Source organism: Pedobacter caeni, from assembly GCF_900129215.1.
In the GTDB taxonomy this organism is placed as follows: Bacteria; Bacteroidota; Bacteroidia; order Sphingobacteriales; family Sphingobacteriaceae; genus Pedobacter; species Pedobacter caeni.
Window position 1 is genome coordinate 1,311,133 of record NZ_FQUQ01000002.1, and the last position, 20,587, is coordinate 1,331,719.

Annotated in this window: 11 protein-coding genes; 10 read left to right on the forward strand and 1 reads right to left on the reverse strand. The window is 42.7% G+C overall.

Going from position 1 to position 20,587, the window contains the following annotated elements; genetic code table 11:
- Positions 1-51 precede the first annotated feature (51 nt).
- From BUC20_RS13025 to BUC20_RS13070, 10 genes are all read left to right on the forward strand, one after another.
- Positions 52-1,281 (forward strand): cation:dicarboxylate symporter family transporter, encoded by a 1,230-nt coding sequence (locus tag BUC20_RS13025; protein WP_084528812.1) that lies wholly within the window; start codon positions 52-54, stop codon positions 1,279-1,281.
- A gap of 66 nt (positions 1,282-1,347) precedes the next feature.
- Positions 1,348-2,370 (forward strand): GntR family transcriptional regulator, encoded by a 1,023-nt coding sequence (locus BUC20_RS13030; RefSeq protein ID WP_073231446.1) that lies wholly within the window; start codon positions 1,348-1,350, stop codon positions 2,368-2,370.
- A gap of 308 nt (positions 2,371-2,678) precedes the next feature.
- Positions 2,679-5,840 carry a SusC/RagA family TonB-linked outer membrane protein gene (locus BUC20_RS13035; RefSeq protein WP_073231819.1) on the forward strand — a complete coding sequence of 1,054 codons (3,162 nt, stop codon included), beginning with the start codon at positions 2,679-2,681 and terminating at the stop codon, positions 5,838-5,840.
- Positions 5,841-5,855: 15 nt separating this feature from the next.
- Positions 5,856-7,751, forward strand: coding sequence for a RagB/SusD family nutrient uptake outer membrane protein (locus tag BUC20_RS13040; RefSeq protein ID WP_073231447.1), 1,896 nt, complete (start codon positions 5,856-5,858; stop codon positions 7,749-7,751).
- A 34-nt stretch (positions 7,752-7,785) separates the two neighbouring features.
- The gene (locus tag BUC20_RS13045) at positions 7,786-8,970 is read left to right on the forward strand and encodes a DUF5000 domain-containing lipoprotein (RefSeq protein ID WP_073231448.1); all 1,185 of its coding nucleotides are present in this window, start codon (positions 7,786-7,788) and stop codon (positions 8,968-8,970) included.
- Between the two features lie 20 nt (positions 8,971-8,990).
- Positions 8,991-10,166 carry a DUF4998 domain-containing protein gene (locus tag BUC20_RS13050; RefSeq protein WP_073231449.1) on the forward strand — a complete coding sequence of 392 codons (1,176 nt, stop codon included), beginning with the start codon at positions 8,991-8,993 and terminating at the stop codon, positions 10,164-10,166.
- A 78-nt stretch (positions 10,167-10,244) separates the two neighbouring features.
- Positions 10,245-12,584, forward strand: coding sequence for a glycoside hydrolase family 95 protein (locus tag BUC20_RS13055; protein WP_073231820.1), 2,340 nt, complete (start codon positions 10,245-10,247; stop codon positions 12,582-12,584).
- 129 nt (positions 12,585-12,713) lie between these two features.
- Entirely contained in the window at positions 12,714-14,726 is a 2,013-nt protein-coding gene (locus BUC20_RS13060) for an alpha-galactosidase (RefSeq protein ID WP_143166780.1), read from the forward strand.
- Positions 14,727-14,752: 26 nt separating this feature from the next.
- Positions 14,753-16,960 carry an alpha-galactosidase gene (locus BUC20_RS13065; protein WP_073231450.1) on the forward strand — a complete coding sequence of 736 codons (2,208 nt, stop codon included), beginning with the start codon at positions 14,753-14,755 and terminating at the stop codon, positions 16,958-16,960.
- Positions 16,961-16,987: 27 nt separating this feature from the next.
- Positions 16,988-18,973, forward strand: a complete 1,986-nt coding sequence (locus BUC20_RS13070; protein ID WP_234994517.1) for a sialate O-acetylesterase — start codon at positions 16,988-16,990, stop codon at positions 18,971-18,973.
- Here BUC20_RS13070 and BUC20_RS13075 read toward each other — a convergent pair whose 3' ends face one another.
- Positions 18,974-20,578, reverse strand: a complete 1,605-nt coding sequence (locus BUC20_RS13075; protein ID WP_073231451.1) for a solute:sodium symporter family transporter — start codon at positions 20,576-20,578, stop codon at positions 18,974-18,976.
- Between the last annotated feature and the right edge of the window lie 9 nt (positions 20,579-20,587).

A 20,587-nucleotide genomic window follows, 5' to 3' on the forward strand; every position in this document is an offset into this window, starting at 1 on the left:
GGCAAAACGATAAAAAACGAAAGCCCTTTGATTGCCGGTTAACTAAAGGTTTTGAGTATCTTCATCAAAAAAATCCGGCCAGAAGATTTGAGCATCCCGACAAAAACAGAGCTGAACTTACACAAGCTGAATCGTTACCTAAGCTTGCAGATACTTGCTGCCATCGTTATGGGAACGCTCTGCGGTGTTTGTTTTCCGAAGCTTTCTATGGGAATGCAATGGGTGGGTACTTCATTCGTTACTGTTATTGAACCCTTTGTTCCGCCAGTCATTTTTCTGAGTATTGTGAGCTTGTTTGGCAGTATGGAAAATCTGAGACTTGCCGGAAGGATTACGATCAGAGCCCTGGTTTATTTCATCCTTGTGAGCAGTACTGCCATCATTTTTGGCATTTGCTGTGGGTTGCTGATTAAGCCAGGAAGAATAGACCGGACCTTTTTAGAGACAATTTCTCCCCCGAAAGTAGAGGAGAGTAATTATCATGAATGGCTAAATGTGGTCCTGCAAAACAGCATGCTCATTATCTTGGTGCTGGCCATTGTGATTGGTCTGTTTATCAACCAGTATAAGTACAGAAACAAAGTGCTCGTGGTGATTGACCGGATAAAACTGATCTTGCTGAAATTGTTAAGGTATCTTTTTTTGCTTGCCCCGGTCATCACCTTCTGCGGGATTGCCTATACCGTTGGCCGTTATGGACTGGAGACATTGGTGCCGATCGGTAAGATGCTCGCAGGAACATATATCTCCATGTTCCTGTTCGTATTCACTGTGCTTGCAAGCCTCCTCGCTGCTTTCAAGGTGAATATTTTTGTGTTTTTGGGTACGATTAAAGACGAACTTTTGTATGCGATGGGTACCTCATCTTCCAGTTCTGTAATCCCCTTACTGATGGAAAAGCTGGAGGGCCTTGGGCTGAAGCAACCGGTTGTAAGACTGGTTACCGTAACAGGTAATTCCCTGAACCTGAATGGAACCTGTATTTATCTGGGAATATCTGTGATGTTCCTGGCGCAACTCAATAATGTGAGCTTTACATTTTCTGAACTCTGTAACATCGTCCTGATCATTTTGCTGACTTCAAAAGGGGCATCTGGTATACCAGGGACCGGATTCCTGGCGCTGGTTACTACAGTAAGCAGTATCCATAAAATTCCGGTAGAAGGTTTGGCAGTGCTGCTCAGTATCGATCGTTTTATGAGTGAGGCAAGGGCAATCACCAATACAATAGGGCATAGTGTAGCCGCATTGGTGGTCTCTAAATTGAAAAATAGCCCATGACGCAACTCTTTGATTAAAAAAACTTTTATATCTTCACCTCATCGTTGCGGTTTATCGCATTTCTGCATGAAGCTACATCAATTAATTATAGAAATTAAAGCGCTGGAAGATGTGTCCACATTTTCGAAACATGAACAATTGGTTCAGGGAATCATCAATGCCCTGGATCAAAAGATATTGGTCAGGGGAGATGCTTTACCTTCTGTAAACCGGATGATCAGGGAAATTGGTTTTGCCGGCGAAACCATTGCAAAGGCTTATAAGGAACTTGTAAACCGGGGCATCATTGAATCTAAACATAGAAAAGGGTATTTTGTTGCCAACGAGGATACGGAACAGCATCTTAGGGTTTGCTTGTTGATCTATGCATTTGATACCTTTCAGGAAACCTTTTACCAGACTTTCAGGAATAAATTGGGCGAAAATGTCCAGCTGGATCTTTTCTTTCACCATAACAATTTCGCCGTATTTGAGAATACGATAAATAACGTTAAAGGTAAATACGGGATGTATGTGATCGCTCCGATTGATTCGCCTGAAGCAATCCCTCTGGTCGCACAATTTCCAATGAATAAGCTGCTGATTGTAGACCGGCAGCTGGAGCTGAGCGAAGAGCATTCCTTTATTGTACAGGAATTTAAAGAGTCATCCTACAAGGCTTTTGAGGAACTTGCAGACCGGATCAAAGAATTTGAACAGTTTGTTTTCTTTTTTAAGCAGGAATCAGCAGAGCCAAATGATATCCTGAACTCGTTTCAGCGGTTTATCAAAGACTATAAGGTCAATGGCATCGTAAAAAGTAAATATGAACCAGGTAGTATCGCACCAGATAAAGTATACTTTACCATTCATAATTTAGAATTATGGGAAATCCTTAAGGACTCTAAAATCAAGGGGTTAAAACCGGGTAAGGACTTAGGGATCCTATCTCATAATGATGACAATGTCAAAGAAATAATTTTTGACGGAATTACTACATTTTCTATTGATTTTGCAAAAATGGGCGAAATGGCAGCAGAGTTTGTCCTATTCAGAAAACCCATAAGACACATCATGAAAAATGAACTGATCAGAAGAAATTCTCTATAGATTAGTTTCCTATCACTTTGATTTTCATTTCCTTATGCAGATCACAGCTCCTGAGCTGTTAATTCTGTTTTTCAAAAGTACTTCTGAAAAATAAATTTTGGATTGTAAAATATTTTCCATAATCTTGGCACTAGTGTAGTGTAGTATAGTGTAGGGTATACTACACTGCCAAACCAACAAACCAACCAAATATAAATTATGAATTCTGCTCATCTATGGGATCCAACTGCCGCTATTCTGCTGGCATATGACTACACGCTGAACCAAATTAAATCAATATGAAATATAATTTTACCAGATTTTTTTCAATGTACAGCTGTTGGCTATTGCTGCTGGTTTGCATTGGCAATGTAAATTCGCTTAAGGCCCAAAATACCGGACAGCGGCTTACAGGGCTCGTTATCGACAGTGCCGATAAAGCACCTGTCCCAAATGCTTCTGTGATGATTAAAGGAACCAAACAGGGAACTCAGACAGACAGTAATGGAAAGTTTATCCTAGACGTTTCGGGAGAAGGAGCCACGCTGATTTTCTCTTATGTGAGTTACAAGCCCCGGGAGATGTATGTTCAGAAGGGCAAACCGGTAACCGTAAGATTGGTGTCCGCACAGGACCGCCTGGAAGAAGTAGCCATTGTGGCTTATGGTACACAGAAGAAAAGCAGTATGGTGGCTTCAATTACCACTATAGATCCAAAAGAACTAAAAGGTCCCACTTCAAATTTAACGACCATGCTCGCCGGACGTATCGCCGGAATGGTGGCTTATCAGCGAAGTGGCGAACCGGGTATGGACAATGCCTCTTTCTTTATCAGGGGAGTAGGCAGTTTCGGTGCCGGGAAAAAAGATCCTTTAATCCTGATTGACGGAATGGAATCTACAGGAACAGATCTTGCCAGGTTGCAGCCCGATGATATTGCGGGTTTCTCCGTACTTAAAGATGCTGCCGCTTCTTCCTTATATGGAGCGAGGGGAGCCAATGGAGTCGTATTGGTAACCACCAAGCAAGGTGAGATAGGAACAGCCAGGTTTAATGTCAGGTTTGAAAACTCATTGTCTTCCAATACCAGGAATTTCAAATTTGCTGATAACATCACCTATATGAACCTGGCAAATGAAGCCGTTTTAACGAGAGATCCTGAAAAAACACTTCCTTATTTTCCCAATAAAATTGACCATACTGCTGCGGGCGACAATCCTTTACTGTACCCAAGTAACAATTGGATAGAGCAGCTGATTAAAGATTATACCAATAACCAGCGTTTCAACATGAACGTAAGTGGTGGTGGAAGTACCGCACGCTATTATGTTGCCGGAACTTATAATGTAGACAATGGGATTCTAAGAACGGATAAGAAAAACAATATTGATAACAACATAAAAATTAAGAATTATGCGGTGCGCTCTAACGTGAATTTAAAGCTTACACCAACTACCGAAGCTATCGTAAGAACCTCTGCCCAGTTTGATGATTATACCGGTCCTATTGGCGGTCGCGATGAATGGGGCAACCTGATCAATGGCGGTGCAGCAGTATTTCAGACGGCATTGTGGTCTAATCCGGTCATGTTCCCTGCAGTATATCCGGCAGAATATTCACCATTCGCAAAACATCCCTTGTTTGGAAATGCCTTTATAGGCAATTCAAAAGATATGTACATGAATCCATATGCAAGGATGGTGTCAGGGTATCAGCAATACAATACTTCAACAGTAAATGTCCAGCTGGAATTGAAACAGGACCTGAAGGCAATTACAGAAGGCTTGTCGACCCGCTTAATGGCTTATACCCAGCGCTATTCTTACTTTGACGTGTCGCGGAGTTTTAAACCCTTTTATTACAATCTGAGTGTTATTCCGGGGAGTACAGAGCGTATACTTTCCCCCCTGAATCCGGAAGGTGGTACTGAATTTCTGGGTTATGATACAGGAAACAGAAATCAGAACACGACAACATATGGTGAACTTGCACTTAACTACAGCAAAACATTCAGAGAAAAACATGCAGTTACAGGGATGCTGATCGGGATCCTTAGAAATTACCTGACTGCCAACGGAGGTGATTTACAGGCTTCATTACCATCAAGGAATTTAGGCCTTTCAGGAAGATTAACCTATGCTTATGATAACCGTTATCTTTTCGAAGGTAATTTTGGCTATAATGGTTCTGAACGTTTTGCGGCCAATCACCGCTTTGGGTTTTTCCCTTCTGCAGGTCTGGGATGGAATGTCTCTGAGGAGCGCTTTTTTGAACCGCTTAAATCTGTGATCACCAGACTTAAACTCAGAGGGACCTATGGTTTGGTTGGAAACGACCAGATCGGAAGACCTCAGGACCGGTTCTTTTACCTTTCCAATGTCAATCCGAATGATCGTTTCCGGGGATTTACCTGGGGAGATAAATGGGATTATTTCAAACCTGGTTATTCTATAAGCAGGTATGAAAATTACGAAATTACCTGGGAAAAGGCCACAACAACAGACCTGGGCTTTGACCTGAACTTCAAAAACGGATTCTCAATGGTGTTTGATTATTACAAATCAATCCGCAGCAATATTTTGATGGACCGCTCCAACATTCCGAGTACAATGGGCTTTAGCAGCACCGTTCAGGCCAATGTAGGTAAAGCAAAAAATGAGGGCTTCGACCTGGCACTGGACTATAGCAAAACATTCGGCTCCAACTGGTGGATTCAGGCAAGGGGTAACTTTACTTATGCCAGAAATGAAGTCATGGTAAACGAAGAACCCGACTACCCGGACGGCCTAAAGCATTTATCCAGATTGGGCTTCCCTTTTGAACAAAAATACGGTTTGATCGCTGAACGCCTGTTTGTGGACGACATTGAGGCCAGAAACTCGCCCACCCAGAATTTTGGCGGCTTGATTCCAACCATGGGAGGAGACATCAAATACCGCGATATTAATGGAGATGGCCAGATCACAGATAAGGATAAAGTGCCAATCGGTTTATCAACAGATCCGGAAATTATCTATGGCTTTGGATTTTCTTTAGGATTTAAAGGCTTTGACCTCAGTACGTTTTTCCAGGGATCAGCACGCTCATCTTTCTTCATTGACCCGGGAAACATTACACCTTTTGCGCTGAATGGTTCTTCTCAAAATGGTTTGCTTAAAGCAATTGCAGACGACCATTGGTCGGAAGATAACCGGAATTTGCACGCCTTATGGCCGAGACTTACCGATGGTTTCAATAGCAACAACAACCAGTTTTCTACCTGGTGGAAGCGTGATGGCAGCTTTTTGAGGTTAAAATCTGTGGAAATTGGTTACAACCTGCCCAAAAAAGCGCTCAACCGTTATCGGTTATCCAGCTTAAGATTTTACTTGAATGGCTCCAATCTGGCAGTGTTCAGCCCCTTTAAATTATGGGATCCGGAAATGGGATCTAAAGGTCTTGGGTATCCTGTTCAGGCAGTGTATAACATAGGTCTGAATGTTGGATTTTAACTAAAGAGAATAATCATGAAAACGAAAATATATATCCTACCGGTTTTAGTGTTGTTATTTAGCCTGAATGCCTGTAAAAAGAGCTTCCTTGATGTAGTTCCAGACAATGTACCCACGCTGGACAATGCTTTTACCATGCGCAATGAAGCCATTAAGTACCTGGCAACCTGTTATTCTTATCTGCCAAACGATGGAGAGCCGACACAAAATATAGCCTATATGGGCGGTGATGAATTTTGGCTGGACTTTCCCTCCAGAAGTATCAATGCTGAAAACTGGGCAATGGCGAGGGGAAACCAGAGCGTAGTGAACCCTTTGGTAAATTATTGGGATGGAGGAATGTTCAATGCCATCCGCGATTGTAATACTTTCCTCGAAAATGTAAGCGACCTGAGCAAAGTACGTGACATGAGTAATGATGAACGCAACCGCTGGCTTGGTGAAGTTGAATTTTTAAAGGCTTATTATCACTTCCTTCTTTTCAGGCATTATGGGCCAATCCCTGTAATTGATGTGAGCCTTCCCGTAAATACTCCAATCGAACAAACCAAGGTAAAACGCCAGCCGGTGGATTCTGTGGTGAATTACATCGTGAAATTACTGGATCAGGCTGCTGGAAAGTTACCAAACAATGTGATGATCCCGGCAACGGACCTTGGTCATATTACCAGGCCAATTGCTTTGAGCATTAAAGCTAAAGTATTGCTGTATGCAGCAAGCCCATTATTTAACGGGAATAAGGATTATGTTAATTTTAAAAATCCTGATGGCCAGGTCCTGTTTAACCAAACAGGAAGTACGGATAAATGGAAAAAGGCTGCAAATGCGGCTAAAGAGGCTATAGCTGCTGCTGAAGGAGCAGGAATTAAATTATATACTTTTCCTGGTACTACTTTCCCGCTTTCCGGCACAACCATTAGGGAAATGAGCATCAGAAATGCAGTGACGGAGAAGTGGAATTCTGAGATCATTTGGGGAAATCCTAATTCCAGAACCTGGCAGCTGCAGTATTCTTCTATGGCACATATAGATCCTTCTTTTTCCGGGAACAACAGTGTACACGGAACTCTGGCCCCACCAATGAAAATTGTAGAGCAGTTTTATACTAAAAATGGTGTTCCGATTGATGAAGACCATACACTGGATTTCTCTAACAAAGCACAACTCCGAACAGGAACAAATAGCGAACGCTATTACATCATTGAAAATTACCAGACCGCAAGAATAAATTTCGACAGGGAACCACGGTTCTATGCAGACCTTGGTTTTGACGGTGGCAAGTGGTTCATGGAAAGCAACAGATCTGATGACAATGCTTTTTCTGCACAGCTTAAACTGGGGCAGTATGGAAGTGGTTTATCCATTACCGTAACCACCTATTATCCCAAAAAACTGGTCAACTGGAAGTTTGCCTTTAAAGAAGGAAACAGCAACCACATAGAGGAGTACCCTTTTCCGATGATCAGGCTTGCAGACCTTTACTTAATGTATGCTGAGGCTTTAAATGAAGCTGAAGGACCTTCGCAGGAAGTGTATACTTACCTGGATAAAGTGAGGGAACGTGCCGGGCTGGAAGGCGTGGTCAATTCCTGGAGCAAGTATTCAAACAATCCTTCTAAACCATTAAATCAGCCGGGCTTACAAGCCATCATCCGCAGAGAACGTAATATTGAAATGTCATTCGAAGGCAGCAGATTCTGGGACCTTCGCCGCTGGAAACTAGCCGCACAGGAACTGAATAAAAATATTACGGGCTGGGACAGGGATCAGGATAAAGACCATCCGGAATTGTTTTACAGGCTCATAAATATCTATCCCCAGCGTTTTATCGCGCCAAGAGATTACTTATGGCCGATCAGAGAGAATAACCTATTGGTCAATCCAAACCTCGTTCAGAACCCGGGATGGTAATTAAAAACAGGATAAACCTCAAATCGATTTTAACATGAAAAGAAATAAATATATCATATTCCCTATTTTTTGTACGCTGTTTGTACTGCTCTCCTGTAATAAGGCGGAGCTCAATGGGATTTTGGAAAACAACCCGAATGCTCCTGATCCGGTCAGTAATGTGAAGGTGGAAAACGGAAATGGCCAGGCAAAAATCAGCTATAATCTGCCAAATAATAAAGACCTGCTTTATATCAAAGCGGTTTATAGTATAGCCAACGGGCAGCAAAGAGAAGTACTGGCATCAGGTTATACCAATAACCTGATTGTAGATGGATTTGCAGATACCAGCCCCCATGAAATCAAATTATATGCAGTAAACAAAAGCGAAAAAGCTTCTGAACCTGTTACGGTAAGTGTTAACCCTTTAATTGCTCCGTTCAGATTGATTTTTAATGAATTAAAAGCCAGTGCCACATTTGGTGGAGTTCGGGTAAATGCCATTAATAAGTTCAAAGCAACGGTAGCGATTGTTCCCTTACTGGATTCTTTAGGTAATGGAGACTGGGCAAATCTGGACAATGTGTATACCAGGGATTCCGTCATCAGTGCAAGCATCAGAGGATTAAAACCAAAGCGGGGCAAATTTGCTTTTTATGTGCGCGACAGGTGGCTGAACCGTTCTGATACCTTACTGATCGACCTCACGCCCCTGGAAGAGAACCTCCTGAACAAAGATCTTTTTCAGGAACTAAGGTTACCTGGGGATGCCGAATATATGTACAATACTACATTGAACATGATATGGGACAAAAGAACCGACAACGGGCAATGGCCATGCATGTATACTCAGGAAAGTGCTGGTAGCCCACAAACGGTGAGCTTTAGTATAGGCAAGGAAGCAAAGCTGAGCCGGATTGTGATCTATCCGAGAAGAGAATCGGGTTATTATGATAAAGGAAATCTAAGGGATTTTGAAGTCTGGGGATCTAATACTCCGGCTCAGGATGGAAGCTGGGCAAGCTGGACCAAACTGATGACCAGTACCGTGATGAAACCTTCCGGATCACCAGTGGGTACAGACACCGGAGCAGATGAAGCTTATGGTAAAGCAGGCTGGTCATTTGATTTTCCTGAAGATGCGGCTAAATTCAAGTATTTAAGGATCAGAAATCTGAAAAACTGGAGAAGTAGCTATTTTATGGAAATTGCTCAGGTATCCATCTGGGGGGTATATTAATTGATTTTAGCTTAGAAAATATGAAAAATATAAATAAGACCATCGGAATACTGGGGCTTGTCTTGATGATCGCAGCATGCCAGAAACAGGATGACTTTGAAAAATTCACTGAGAATGGTGAAGTGGTTTATCCGGCTAAAATCGATTCTTTAAGGATCCTTTCCGGAAATGGCAGGGTTAAGGTTTCCGGAGCCTTAAATCCGGATCCGAAAGTAGTCAGGTTCAGGGTATTCTGGAATAGTAAGCTTGATTCTGTCGATGTGCCGGTGAAACGTACCGGAGGAAAGGATAGCATAAATTACATCATCAGTAACCTTGAGGAAGGACCGCTGAGCTTTGAGGTCCGTACTTATGACTCTGAAGGACATATTTCTGTGCCTATGAATGTGGTGGGGAATGTATACGGAGAACGTTACCGTTCGGCATTAAACAGCAGGGCAATTTTAAGTACAGAATTTAATGCCCAGGGGGAAGCGAGGCTCAGGTTCCAGGATATTTCTGCCGCAAGTGGTACAGTTGGAATGCAGATCCGCTATAAACATACAGACAATACCACTCATGATACAGTAGTGGTAGCGCAGTTAAAAGACCAGATCGTAACACTCCCTAAATTCAAAGGCAATCCGATCGAGTACAGGATCATTAATAAACCCGACCCCCTGAGCATAGATAAGTTCTACTCGAACTACGAAACGCTTTCTTTAAAAGGAGAAGTAAGTACGATATATTTAAAAAACTATATGGTGCCTTTTAAGAGATCCGCGTACGACAATAACAGATGGGGAGACCTGGCCGACTGGGTAACCAACAGCGCCATGAAGAACCATAATGGTATGGGTGGATATGCCAGTGATAATGACGGGATCATAAATATTGAAGCCGGATGGGGATCAAATGCCATTAACAACGGGAAAATTTATCAAACCATTACTTTGCCTCCTGGTAAATACTCATTTGCAAGCGAATTATCAGATAATAATTATGATGGTAATCCGCCTGCCTATATCGTAGCAGCTGCTGGAACAGGAATTCCAAATGTTGATCAGCTGGGAACAGCACTGGGGAGCACTGCGGTTAAAAATAACCGCTTTGAATTTGAATTAAAGGAAACCATGGTTGTTTCTGTAGGAATGGTTTTGTCCTTTAATACAGATCATTACATGAAAATAAGAAGTTTAAGGTTATATGCCTTATAATTGTTACCTGATCACCTGTCGGTTTTTTTAACGAACCGGCAGGTGACCAGTATTGAACCACACACACAACTTGAAACAATGATCCTAAACAAACAATGCCTGCTCACAACTGCATGTATCGCTGCTGCTTTATTCAGTTTTGGCCAGAACAAAAACTTAAAACTATTTTATCATCAACCAGCTGCGCAGTGGGAGGAAACTCTTCCCTTAGGAAACGGGCGTTTGGGGATGACTCCCGATGGTGGAGTAGTCAAAGAAAAAATAGTACTTAACGACATCACCCTATGGTCTGGCAGCCCGCAGGATGCCAACAATTATGAGGCTTATAAAAGTTTACCTAAGATCAGACAGCTCATTCTCGAAGGGAAAAATGACGAAGCTCAGGATCTGGTCAACCGTGATTTTGTTTGTAAAGGCCCTGGTTCCGGCGGTCCGCAATGGGGTAAGTACCAAACACTTGGCGCTTTGGAACTGGAATTTACCTATAAAGGGGGCAGCACAGCTCAGCCTGAAGCCAAACAGTACCATCGGGAATTGTCTTTGGAGCAGGCTATGGCCAATTGCAGCTTTACTGTAAATGGGGTAAATTATAAAAGAACCTACTTTACCAGTTTTGATGATGATGTCAGTGTGATCCGCTTAACCGCCGATCAGCCTGGCCAGCTGAACCTCAGGATCCTGCTGAACAGACCCGAGAGATATGCTGTACAAACAGAAGGGAATGAATTGCAGATGTCCGGGCAACTGGATAATGGAACTGATGGGAAAGGCATGCAATACATGGCCAGGGTTAGTGCCAGACTGAAGGGGGGAGCACTTACTACGGATCAAAATTCGCTGACCATCAAAGACGCTACAGAAGTGACCATTTATGTGGCTGCGGCAACAAATTTCAGAAATTTTCCTTTTAAAGAGAAAACAAAACAAGTATTGGCAGCTGCCCTTAAAAAGCCATATGAATTGCAGAAAAGTACGCATATGGCAAACTATGCTAAGCTATTTAAAAGACTGAGCATTGACCTTGGGGAGGGCGCATCTGCAAAACTGCCTACCAATGTCAGGTTAGATGGCTTCTATAAAAATTTTGAGGCAGATCCTTCTCTTGCCTCTTTGTTCTTTCAGTTTGGGAGATATTTAAGCATCAGCAGTACAAGGGTAGGCTTACTTCCTCCTAATCTTCAGGGCTTATGGGCCAAAGAAATCAATACACCATGGAATGGTGATTACCACCTTGACGTAAATGTACAGATGAACCACTGGCCTGTGGAAGTGGCCAATCTTTCTGAGCTGAACCTGCCTTTGGCAGAATTGGTAAGGGGACTGGTAAAACCAGGGCAGAAAACGGCCAAAGCCTATTACAATGCAAATGGCTGGATTGCTCATGTGATCACCAACGTCTGGGGCTTTACAGAACCTGGGGAAAGTGCTTCATGGGGCGCTTCCAATGCCGGATCCGGATGGTTGTGTAATAACTTATGGGAGCATTATGAGTTTAGCCAGGACTTAAAATACCTGAAGAGCATCTATCCAATACTAAAGGGCTCTGCCGAGTTTTACAAAAGCGCGCAGATCAAAGATCCAAAATCCGGATGGCTGGTTACTTCACCTTCAGTATCTCCCGAGAATTCCTTTTATCTCCCTAATGGGAAAACGGCAAGCATTTCTATGGGGCCAACGATAGACAACCAAATTGTAAGAGAGCTGTTTGGAAACGTGATCAAAGCCTCAAAACTGTTAAATACTGATGTTACATTCAGCGCAGAATTACAGGAAACTTTAAAATCTGTGCCGCCCGCAGCTGTGATCAGCAAAGATGGGCGCATCCAGGAATGGCTGGAGGATTATAAAGAAACGGATCTGCAACACAGGCATATTTCTCATTTATATGGTTTATATCCTGCATCGCTGATCAGCCCGTTTTCTACACCTGAACTCGCCGCCGCAGCAAAGAAAACACTGGAAGTCAGGGGAGATGATGGTCCTAGCTGGACGATCGCTTATAAACTGTTGTTCTGGGCCAGATTACAGGACGGGAACCGCGCTTTCAAACTGCTAAAAGAGATCCTAAAACCAACCTTAAGAACCGATATCAATTATGGTGCAGGTGGGGGCGTGTATCCCAATATCCTGTCGGCCGGACCTCCTTTCCAGATTGATGGTAATTTTGGTGCTACTGCCGGCATTGCCGAAATGCTTTTGCAAAGCCATGATGGTTTTATTGAGCTGTTGCCTGCATTACCAGATGCCTGGAAAAAATACGGAAACATTAAAGGCTTTAAAGCCAGAGGTAATTTTACCATAGACATGAATTGGAAAGACGGCAAAATTCTCAGTTATCGTATTGCTTCGCCTATGGCAAAAAAGGTTAAGGTAAAATTGAATGGCGAGCTGAAAGAGATCGTATCTCAGCGCCTTTAATGATATAAAATTTTCGACACACACAATTGAAAACACAAGATGATAAAACCATCATAAGCATACCGCTTACAAACAACAATGAATATGCGCATGATCGCTTCATCACCGATAAAAAACAATTATATTCCAATGAAAAATAAAATACTTTCATGTTTGTTCTTCCTGCTCTTCTTTCTGAGCCAGGCCAATGCCCTTACGTTTAAGTTTGGGAAGTCCGGGAAGATCAGCTATGACCTGAAGTCGGGAACTTTTAATGCTGATCTGAATTCCGATGAATTCCTGAAAAATGGCTTTTCAACCCTTAAAGAAAATGGCACGGTGTATAGTTCAAAAGATTATTTAACAAGGAACTATACCAGTATCCAGATTTCAGATCAATTTGGAAAAGGGACCAGACACACAATTAACCTGAGCAGTCCCGGAAAACCAGACATGAGGCAAATATTTTACACTTATGATCAGCTACCTTATTTTTTCGTGGAGATCGAAGTTTCAGGTGCGGATGTCAGCAGCAATGAAATGACCCCTGTTCAAGGCCTTCTTCCTATTTTGAATGGTGCTAAAGCGCTCAGAAGCGTGTTTGTTCCTTTTGATAATGACACCTTTATCAGCTATAATTCAAAGTCCTTGTCAAAAAATGAGCAACAGATCAGTTCGGAGGTTGCTGCCATTTACGACAACAGTTCGTTCAAAGGTGTGATTTCCGGATCAGTAAACCATAGGGTTTGGAAAACAGGTGCGGTTACAGGTGTTGATAGTATTGGCAATACCTTTATCAGGGTACAAGCTGGTTTTACGGAAAAAAGCATTACCAGAGATACCATTGCTCATGGGATCCTGACAGGCCATGTGGTTACCTCTCCAAAGGTTTTTTATGGCTTATTCGACGATTGGAGAAAGGGCATGAATGCCTATGCAGCAGCAAACAGAATTGCAGAGCCTCCAATTGTGTTTAAATGGAAACATCCAACTCCTTTGGGATGGAACAGCTGGGGCGTGATGCAGGAGAAAATTTCCTTTGATAAAGTGGTAAAGGTGACTGATTTCTTTGCAGACAGCTTAGAGAAATTCAGAAGTGAAGGCACCTTATACATTGACCTGGATTCCTTTTGGGACAATATGCTGAAAGGAGGCCTGGAAGGAGACTATTCAAAGCTAAAAGAGTTTGCAGATTATGTAAAAAAGCGGGGACTAAAACCGGGTATTTACTGGGCACCTTTTACCGACTGGGGCTTTAAATCAGGAGGCGACAGAAGAGCGGAAGGAGGGAACTACAAATTTTCTGAGCTCTGGACCAAAGTAGGTTCTGGTTACCACGATATTGATGGGGCAAGAGCTTTAGATCCTACGCATCCCGGCACGCAGCAAAGGATTGCATTGGTGATCGGCAAGTTAAAGGAATGCGGCTATGAAATGATCAAAATTGATTTCCTTGGACATGCTGCAATAGAATCAGATCATTTTTATGATCCAAAAATTACCACAGGAATGCAGGCATATGATACCGGAATGACCTTTTTGCTCAAGCAACTGGACAATAAAATGCTGGTCTATGCGGCGATTTCTCCAACCATGGCCTCAGGCAGATACATTCATGTGAGAAGAATCGCCTGTGATGCTTTCAAATCTATAAGAGACACAAAATATACCCTCAATAGCCTTACTTATGGCTGGTGGCAAACCCATTTGTATGATTATATGGATGCAGACCATGTGGTTCTTGGAACGGAAAATATAGGAGCGAATAAGGCGAGAACGCTTTCTGCAGTTGTTACGGGAAGTTTTATTACAGGTGATGATTTTTCGGCTAAAGGACAATGGAGCGTGCGTGCAGGTGAATTGTTTCAAAACCAGGAATTACTGGCAATAATTAAAGATGGGAAATCATTCCAGCCCCTTGAGGCGGATAAAGAATCCTCCGAAATTTTTGTTAAACAATCAGGTAATATACATTACCTCGCTATTTTCAATTATGGAGATAAAGAAAAAAAGTTTGTGATCAGCCCTGCTGCTATCGGTTTAAAAACCTTTAGCGGATATCAGTTGAAAGACCTTTTTACCCATAAATCCGCTACATCACTCAACACTGCTGAATTTGTGCTCGCAGCCGGTGATGCCACAATGATTAAGATAACCAAATAATTTATTAGCTACAAAAACCATTGATCATGTTTAAATCCCGATTGAATATTACCCTGCTCCCTATTTACTTAATTGTTGCTTCTGTCTCCATTTCATTTACATCAGCAGCACAATCCGTTATTATCCCTATAGAAACACAAAATAATGCTTTAGTCCTGCAAACAGACGCCAACAAGCATCTTGGAACGATTTACTTTGGTAAGAAACTAACCAACAACAGCGAATATTTACAAGTCTCAGCTGTATATAAGCAAACTCCGGATTATACGGGGGTACTTAATTCAGCTTATACCTCATCTGGTTCCCGTAATCTGGTCGAACCTGCACTGAGCCTGACCCATGCCGATGGCAATAATTCCCTGGACCTGAAATATGTAAGTCATGATTTAAAGCAGATTGATCCTAATGTTTTCCTGCTCAGCATCGTTCTAAAGGATCCTGTGTACGATTTCTCGGTCACACTCTTTTATAAAACTTATTTTAAAGAAGACGTGGTCGAACAATGGACCTCTATTCAGCATCAGGAGAAAGGCGATGTGACCTTACATAAATTTGCTTCGGCAAACCTGCATATAAAAAGCACAGCGTATTGGTTAAATCAATATCATGGAGATTGGGCCAAAGAGATGCAGGCCGAAGAATCAAAACTCACCCATGGCATTAAAACTTTGGATAGCAAATTGGGCACAAGGGCTAATTTGTTCCAGCCTCCTGTGTTTATGGTTTCATTAGGTAAGCCGGCAACCGAAGATGAAGGTACTGTTTTATTTGGTTCACTGGAATGGAGCGGTAACTTTCGTACCGATCTGGAAATCGATTATCAGGATAACCTGAGGATCATCTCGGGGATCAACAACTATGCTTCCACCTATAGCCTGAAACCAAAAGAAACTTTTGTAACCCCGGTATTCCTGTATACTTTATCTACCAGTGGTAAAGGTGTTGCCAGCAGAAACCTGCAGCAATGGGCGAGGAATTATAAATTATTAGATGGAAAGGGTACACGCCTAACCCTTTTAAACAATTGGGAAGCTACCTATTTTGATTTTAATGAAAGCAAGCTTGCAGGTCTGTTAAAAGACACAAAAAAACTGGGAGTCGATTTGTTTTTACTGGATGACGGATGGTTTGCCAACAAATACCCCCGCAATGGTGATGTTGCCGGATTGGGCGACTGGCAGGAGAATAAAACTAAATTGCCTAATGGAATCTCCTCTCTGGTGAAAGAGGCACAAAACAACCAGGTGAAATTCGGAATCTGGATAGAACCCGAAATGGTGAACCCTAAAAGCGAACTGTACGAAAAGCATCCGGACTGGGTCGTTAAACAGCCTAAAAGAGAGGAGCATTATTTCAGAAATCAATTGGTATTGGACCTCAGCAATTCCAAAGTACAGGACTTTGTGTATGGTGTGGTAGAAGGACTGTTTACCAGGAATCCGGATCTGGCCTATATTAAGTGGGATTGTAATGCCGTAATCTATAACGCACACTCTGCAACGATTAAAAACCAGAATCATTTTTATATAGAATATGTAAAAGGATTGTATAAGGTATTGGAACGGATCAGAGCAAAATATCCTAAAGTACCGATGATGCTTTGCTCGGGTGGGGGTGGCAGGGTGGATTATGCTGCACTACAATATTTCACTGAATTCTGGCCCAGCGACAATACCGATCCCCTGGAGCGTATCTTTATGCAATGGGAGTATTCCTATTTCTATCCGGCTATAGCCACTTCAAACCACGTTACCGATTGGGGTAAACAACCGATTAAATTCCGTACAGACGTCGCGATGATGGGTAAATTAGGCTTTGATATTGTCGTGAGTAAACTCAGTGGTGATGAACTCAAATATTGCCAGGATGCGATAAAAAACTATGATGCACTCAAAGGCATCATCTGGCAGGGAAATCAGTACCGCTTGTCCAACCCAACCGAATCGAGTGTTGCTTCCATGCTTTACCTGGATGAAAACAAATCCTCCGGTGTTGTCTTCAACTACCTTGTCAATTACAGATATGGGGCAAATAGCAGTTCACCTATTTTGTTAAAAGGACTAGACCCTGTAAAAAAATATAAGATCAATGAAATCAATCTTTATCCTGGTACAAAATCCAGTATAAAAGGGGAAACAACCTACACTGGCGACTTCCTCATGAAAATAGGATTTAATCCCGATGTAAATTCAGCGAGAACTAGTGTGATTTTAAAAATTGAAGCTGTAAATTAACCAAACATTCGTAAACCAATCCTAAACATGATGCTTAACAGAGAAATTAAAAAGAAGCTTTTATCAATAATAGTAATGCTTTGTATCAGCGGCTTTGCTCAGGCAAAAGTAAAGCTGCCGGCTGTGTTTAGTGATTACATGGTTTTTCAACAGAAAACCAAAGCTGCGGTTTGGGGTAAAGCTGATCCAGGAAAAACGATCACGATCAGTACAACCTGGAGCCGGGCACGGTATACTTCAAAAGCAGATGAGCTTGGGAACTGGAAGATTCTGGTAAGCACTCCATCTTATGGAGGGCCTTATGCGATGACGATCTCCGATGGAGAGCCACTGATCCTGATGAATATTTTGATTGGGGAAGTATGGGTTTGCTCCGGCCAGTCCAATATGGAAATGCCTTTGGCAGGATGGGGAAAGATCAACAATTATGAGCAGGAAATCGCGGATGCCAAATATCCTGAAATCAGGTTGTTACAGGTAGATCATGTAACCAGTAATACTCCTTTGGATGATGCCAGGGTCGCCAATTCCGGATGGAAGCTTTGTATCCCTCAATTTGTTCCTGAATTTTCGGCTGTGGCTTATTTCTTTGCCAGAGAGATTTACAATAAAACCAAAGTGCCGATTGGATTAATCCATACCTCCTGGGGTGGTACGATTGCCGAAGCATGGACCAGTGCAGCTACGCTTAAGACCATACCCGATTTTGTCGAGGCAGTAAACAAAATTGAAAATGAAGGAAAGGATAAAACCGGCACAAGCTATGAACAGCAATTGGCCAGCTGGCAAAAAATAGTACTCGAAAAAGACGCAGGAATGATCGGCAGTAAACCAGCATGGATTGCCAGCTCACTGGATGTTTCCTCCTGGAAAACGATGTCATTGCCAAGCGAATGGGAACAAGCGGGAATGCCTGGATTTGATGGAGTGGTTTGGTTTAGAAAAAACATTACGATTCCCCAGGCATGGGAGGGTAAAGAATTGACCATCAACCTGGGAACAATTGATGATAATGACATCACGTTTTTAGATGGCGAAAAAATAGGGGAAACGGAGGGCTACAACAAACCCCGTAGTTACACCATTCCGGCAAATAAAGTAAAGGCCGGAACATTTGCACTGGTAGTCAGGGTCTTTGATGGTGCTGGTGGCGGTGGGATTTATGGAAATAAGGAGGTGATTTCCCTTGTTTCTGAAGGCGGTTCGCGTATTTCCCTGGATGGAGACTGGCAATATAAAGTGGGGCTAAACCTCAAAGATATTGCCCCTGCACCTGCATCAAATACCGGTCCCAACCGAACTACCGTATTATACAATGCCATGATCCATCCATTTTTGCAATTCCCGATAAAAGGAGCCATCTGGTATCAGGGAGAAAGTAATGTTGACCGGGCTTATCAATATCGTACGTTGTTTCCTGCGATGATCAAAGACTGGAGAAAACAATGGGGAGTTGGAGATTTTCCTTTCTATTTTGTACAACTGGCTAACTTTATGCAGGTTGATGCAGTACCCGTCGCTTCTGCATGGGCGGAACTAAGAGATGCACAACGTCAAACACTTTCTCTTCCAAATACCGGAATGGCGGTGTCCATTGATATTGGAGATGGGGCAGATATCCATCCAAAAAATAAACAGGATATCGGTAAAAGACTGGCATTAATCGCACTCGCAAAAACCTATGGTGTCAATGTTCCTTATACTGGCCCTGTGTACCAATCGGCTAAAATAGAATCAGGAACTGTGAAATTAAATTTTACAGCAGCCGAAGGTTTAAAAACCAGTGATGGCGCAGAATTGAAAGGCTTTGCCATTGCCGGTTCAGATCAGAAATTTCACTGGGCTAAAGCCGAGATCAAAGGAAATCAGATTGTGGTCAGCAGTACTGAAGTGACCAATCCGGTTGCGGTCAGGTATGCATGGGGCAATAATCCGGTCTGCAATCTGGTCAATGGTGCGGCGCTCCCTGCATCACCATTTCGCACAGATAGCTGGCAAGATACCACCAAGTAATTATCCGGCTGAGGAAAGGTAAAGAGGAGAAAACAGCAGGAACAACAGGATCATGATCAGCAGGAGCAGGCCATTTACCCAATGCCTGTTTTTCCAGGGCTTCAGGTCAACAACTGGTTTATTCTGTGCGATGTAAGCTCTTTCCATAGGATATAGCTTTCCAATCACCAGCATAATGGCCGAAGTAAGCACAAAAAGAATGGCCAGTACATGCAGAAAATGGATGCCGGTATCAAAAACCATTTGCGTGAGTATATAGCCGGTAAGGCAAAATGCCAAACCTATTTTTGCCGCAATCGGCGGGACTTTTTTGGTTACAAAACCAACAAACATGATGGTAAAGATAGGGATGCTGAATGCTGCATTGATCTTTTGCATAAAAGTATAAAAGCTGTCGCTGGAAAAAAGGAACAGCGGGGCAATGAACATTGCCAGTAAAGAGGCAAACATTTCAAACCGCTTGGAAGTTTTGAGCAGGTTCTTTTCGGTAACAGGAATGCCCCTTTTTTCTTTAAATGGCTTATAAAGGTTGAGGATAAACAGTGTGCTTGCACTGTTCAGTCCCGGAGAGTAGGAGGTAATTGCTGCACCGAAAATTACGGCAGCAATAAAGCCACTCAGTACAGGTGGAGATACATCGCTTACCACCCTGGAAAACACTTCAGTCGTATTTTCCATACTGCTGTACATATGAACGGCAATGATACCCGGCAAGATAAAAAGTAAAGGACCGAGCAGTTTTCCCGCACAGGCAAGCGCGATGCCCTTCTGACTGGCTTCCAGATTGGAAGAAGCCAGGGCTTGCTGTACGATCACTTGTTCCGTGCCCCAGTAGAACAGGTTCATTAAGATCATGCCCGTAAAAATGGTAGAAAAGGGAACGGCATCATTTGCTGTTCCTATGGAATTGAAATGTTCTGTTTTTGAAGAAAGGATGGTATGAATACCCTGTTGGAAATCGCCGTTGCCAACATGTCTTAGTCCGAAATAGGCTAGTAATAAGGCTCCGCTGAACATACAAATGCCCAGTACAAGATCTGAGATCACAATCGCTTTTAGCCCACCAAGTATGGAATACAAACTACCGATAAGGCCAATGCACCAAACCATGATCCAGATGCTGCTGCCATAGCTGATATCCCAGATGTCTGAAAAATGAAACAAACCATTTAAGGCAACCGCACCAGTGTACAGTACAATCGGCAGCAGGTTAACCATGTATCCGATCAGGAAAACAAGGGATACCAGTTTTTTTGTTTGAGGGTCATATCTGTTCTCCAGGAAATCAGGGGTGGTAGACATGGCTCCCTTCAAATAAACCGGAATCACAAATTCAGATACAATAAGCATGGCAAATACAGAGCTTACACCCCAGGCCATTACGGTCATGTTGTTGAGGTATACCGATTCACTGTTGCCTACAAATTCTGCTGCACTGATATTGGTAAAAAATAAGGCCGTGCCGACTGCCGTAAAGCTAAGTTTACGGTTCGCCAGAAAGAGTCCGGCAGAAGTGGTTATCTTATGCCTTCGGGTTTTAATCCAGGAAATCAATGCAACCAGAAGGGTCACCACAATAAAGGTGACAAAGGCGGTAACGTTCATTTCTAAAAA

Excerpts from the sequence above, each read along its gene's own strand:
- BUC20_RS13055 (WP_073231820.1), top strand. The coding sequence starts at position 10,245 with ATGATCCTAAACAAACAATGCCTGCTCACAACTGCATGTATCGCTGCT.
- BUC20_RS13050 (WP_073231449.1), top strand. The coding sequence starts at position 8,991 with ATGAAAAATATAAATAAGACCATCGGAATACTGGGGCTTGTCTTGATG.
- BUC20_RS13030 (WP_073231446.1), top strand. The coding sequence starts at position 1,348 with ATGAAGCTACATCAATTAATTATAGAAATTAAAGCGCTGGAAGATGTG.
- BUC20_RS13075 (WP_073231451.1), bottom strand. The coding sequence starts at position 20,578 with ATGAACGTTACCGCCTTTGTCACCTTTATTGTGGTGACCCTTCTGGTT.
- BUC20_RS13065 (WP_073231450.1), top strand. The coding sequence starts at position 14,753 with ATGTTTAAATCCCGATTGAATATTACCCTGCTCCCTATTTACTTAATT.
- BUC20_RS13060 (WP_143166780.1), top strand. The coding sequence starts at position 12,714 with ATGAAAAATAAAATACTTTCATGTTTGTTCTTCCTGCTCTTCTTTCTG.
- BUC20_RS13070 (WP_234994517.1), top strand. The coding sequence starts at position 16,988 with ATGATGCTTAACAGAGAAATTAAAAAGAAGCTTTTATCAATAATAGTA.
- BUC20_RS13045 (WP_073231448.1), top strand. The coding sequence starts at position 7,786 with ATGAAAAGAAATAAATATATCATATTCCCTATTTTTTGTACGCTGTTT.
- BUC20_RS13040 (WP_073231447.1), top strand. The coding sequence starts at position 5,856 with ATGAAAACGAAAATATATATCCTACCGGTTTTAGTGTTGTTATTTAGC.
- BUC20_RS13035 (WP_073231819.1), top strand. The coding sequence starts at position 2,679 with ATGTACAGCTGTTGGCTATTGCTGCTGGTTTGCATTGGCAATGTAAAT.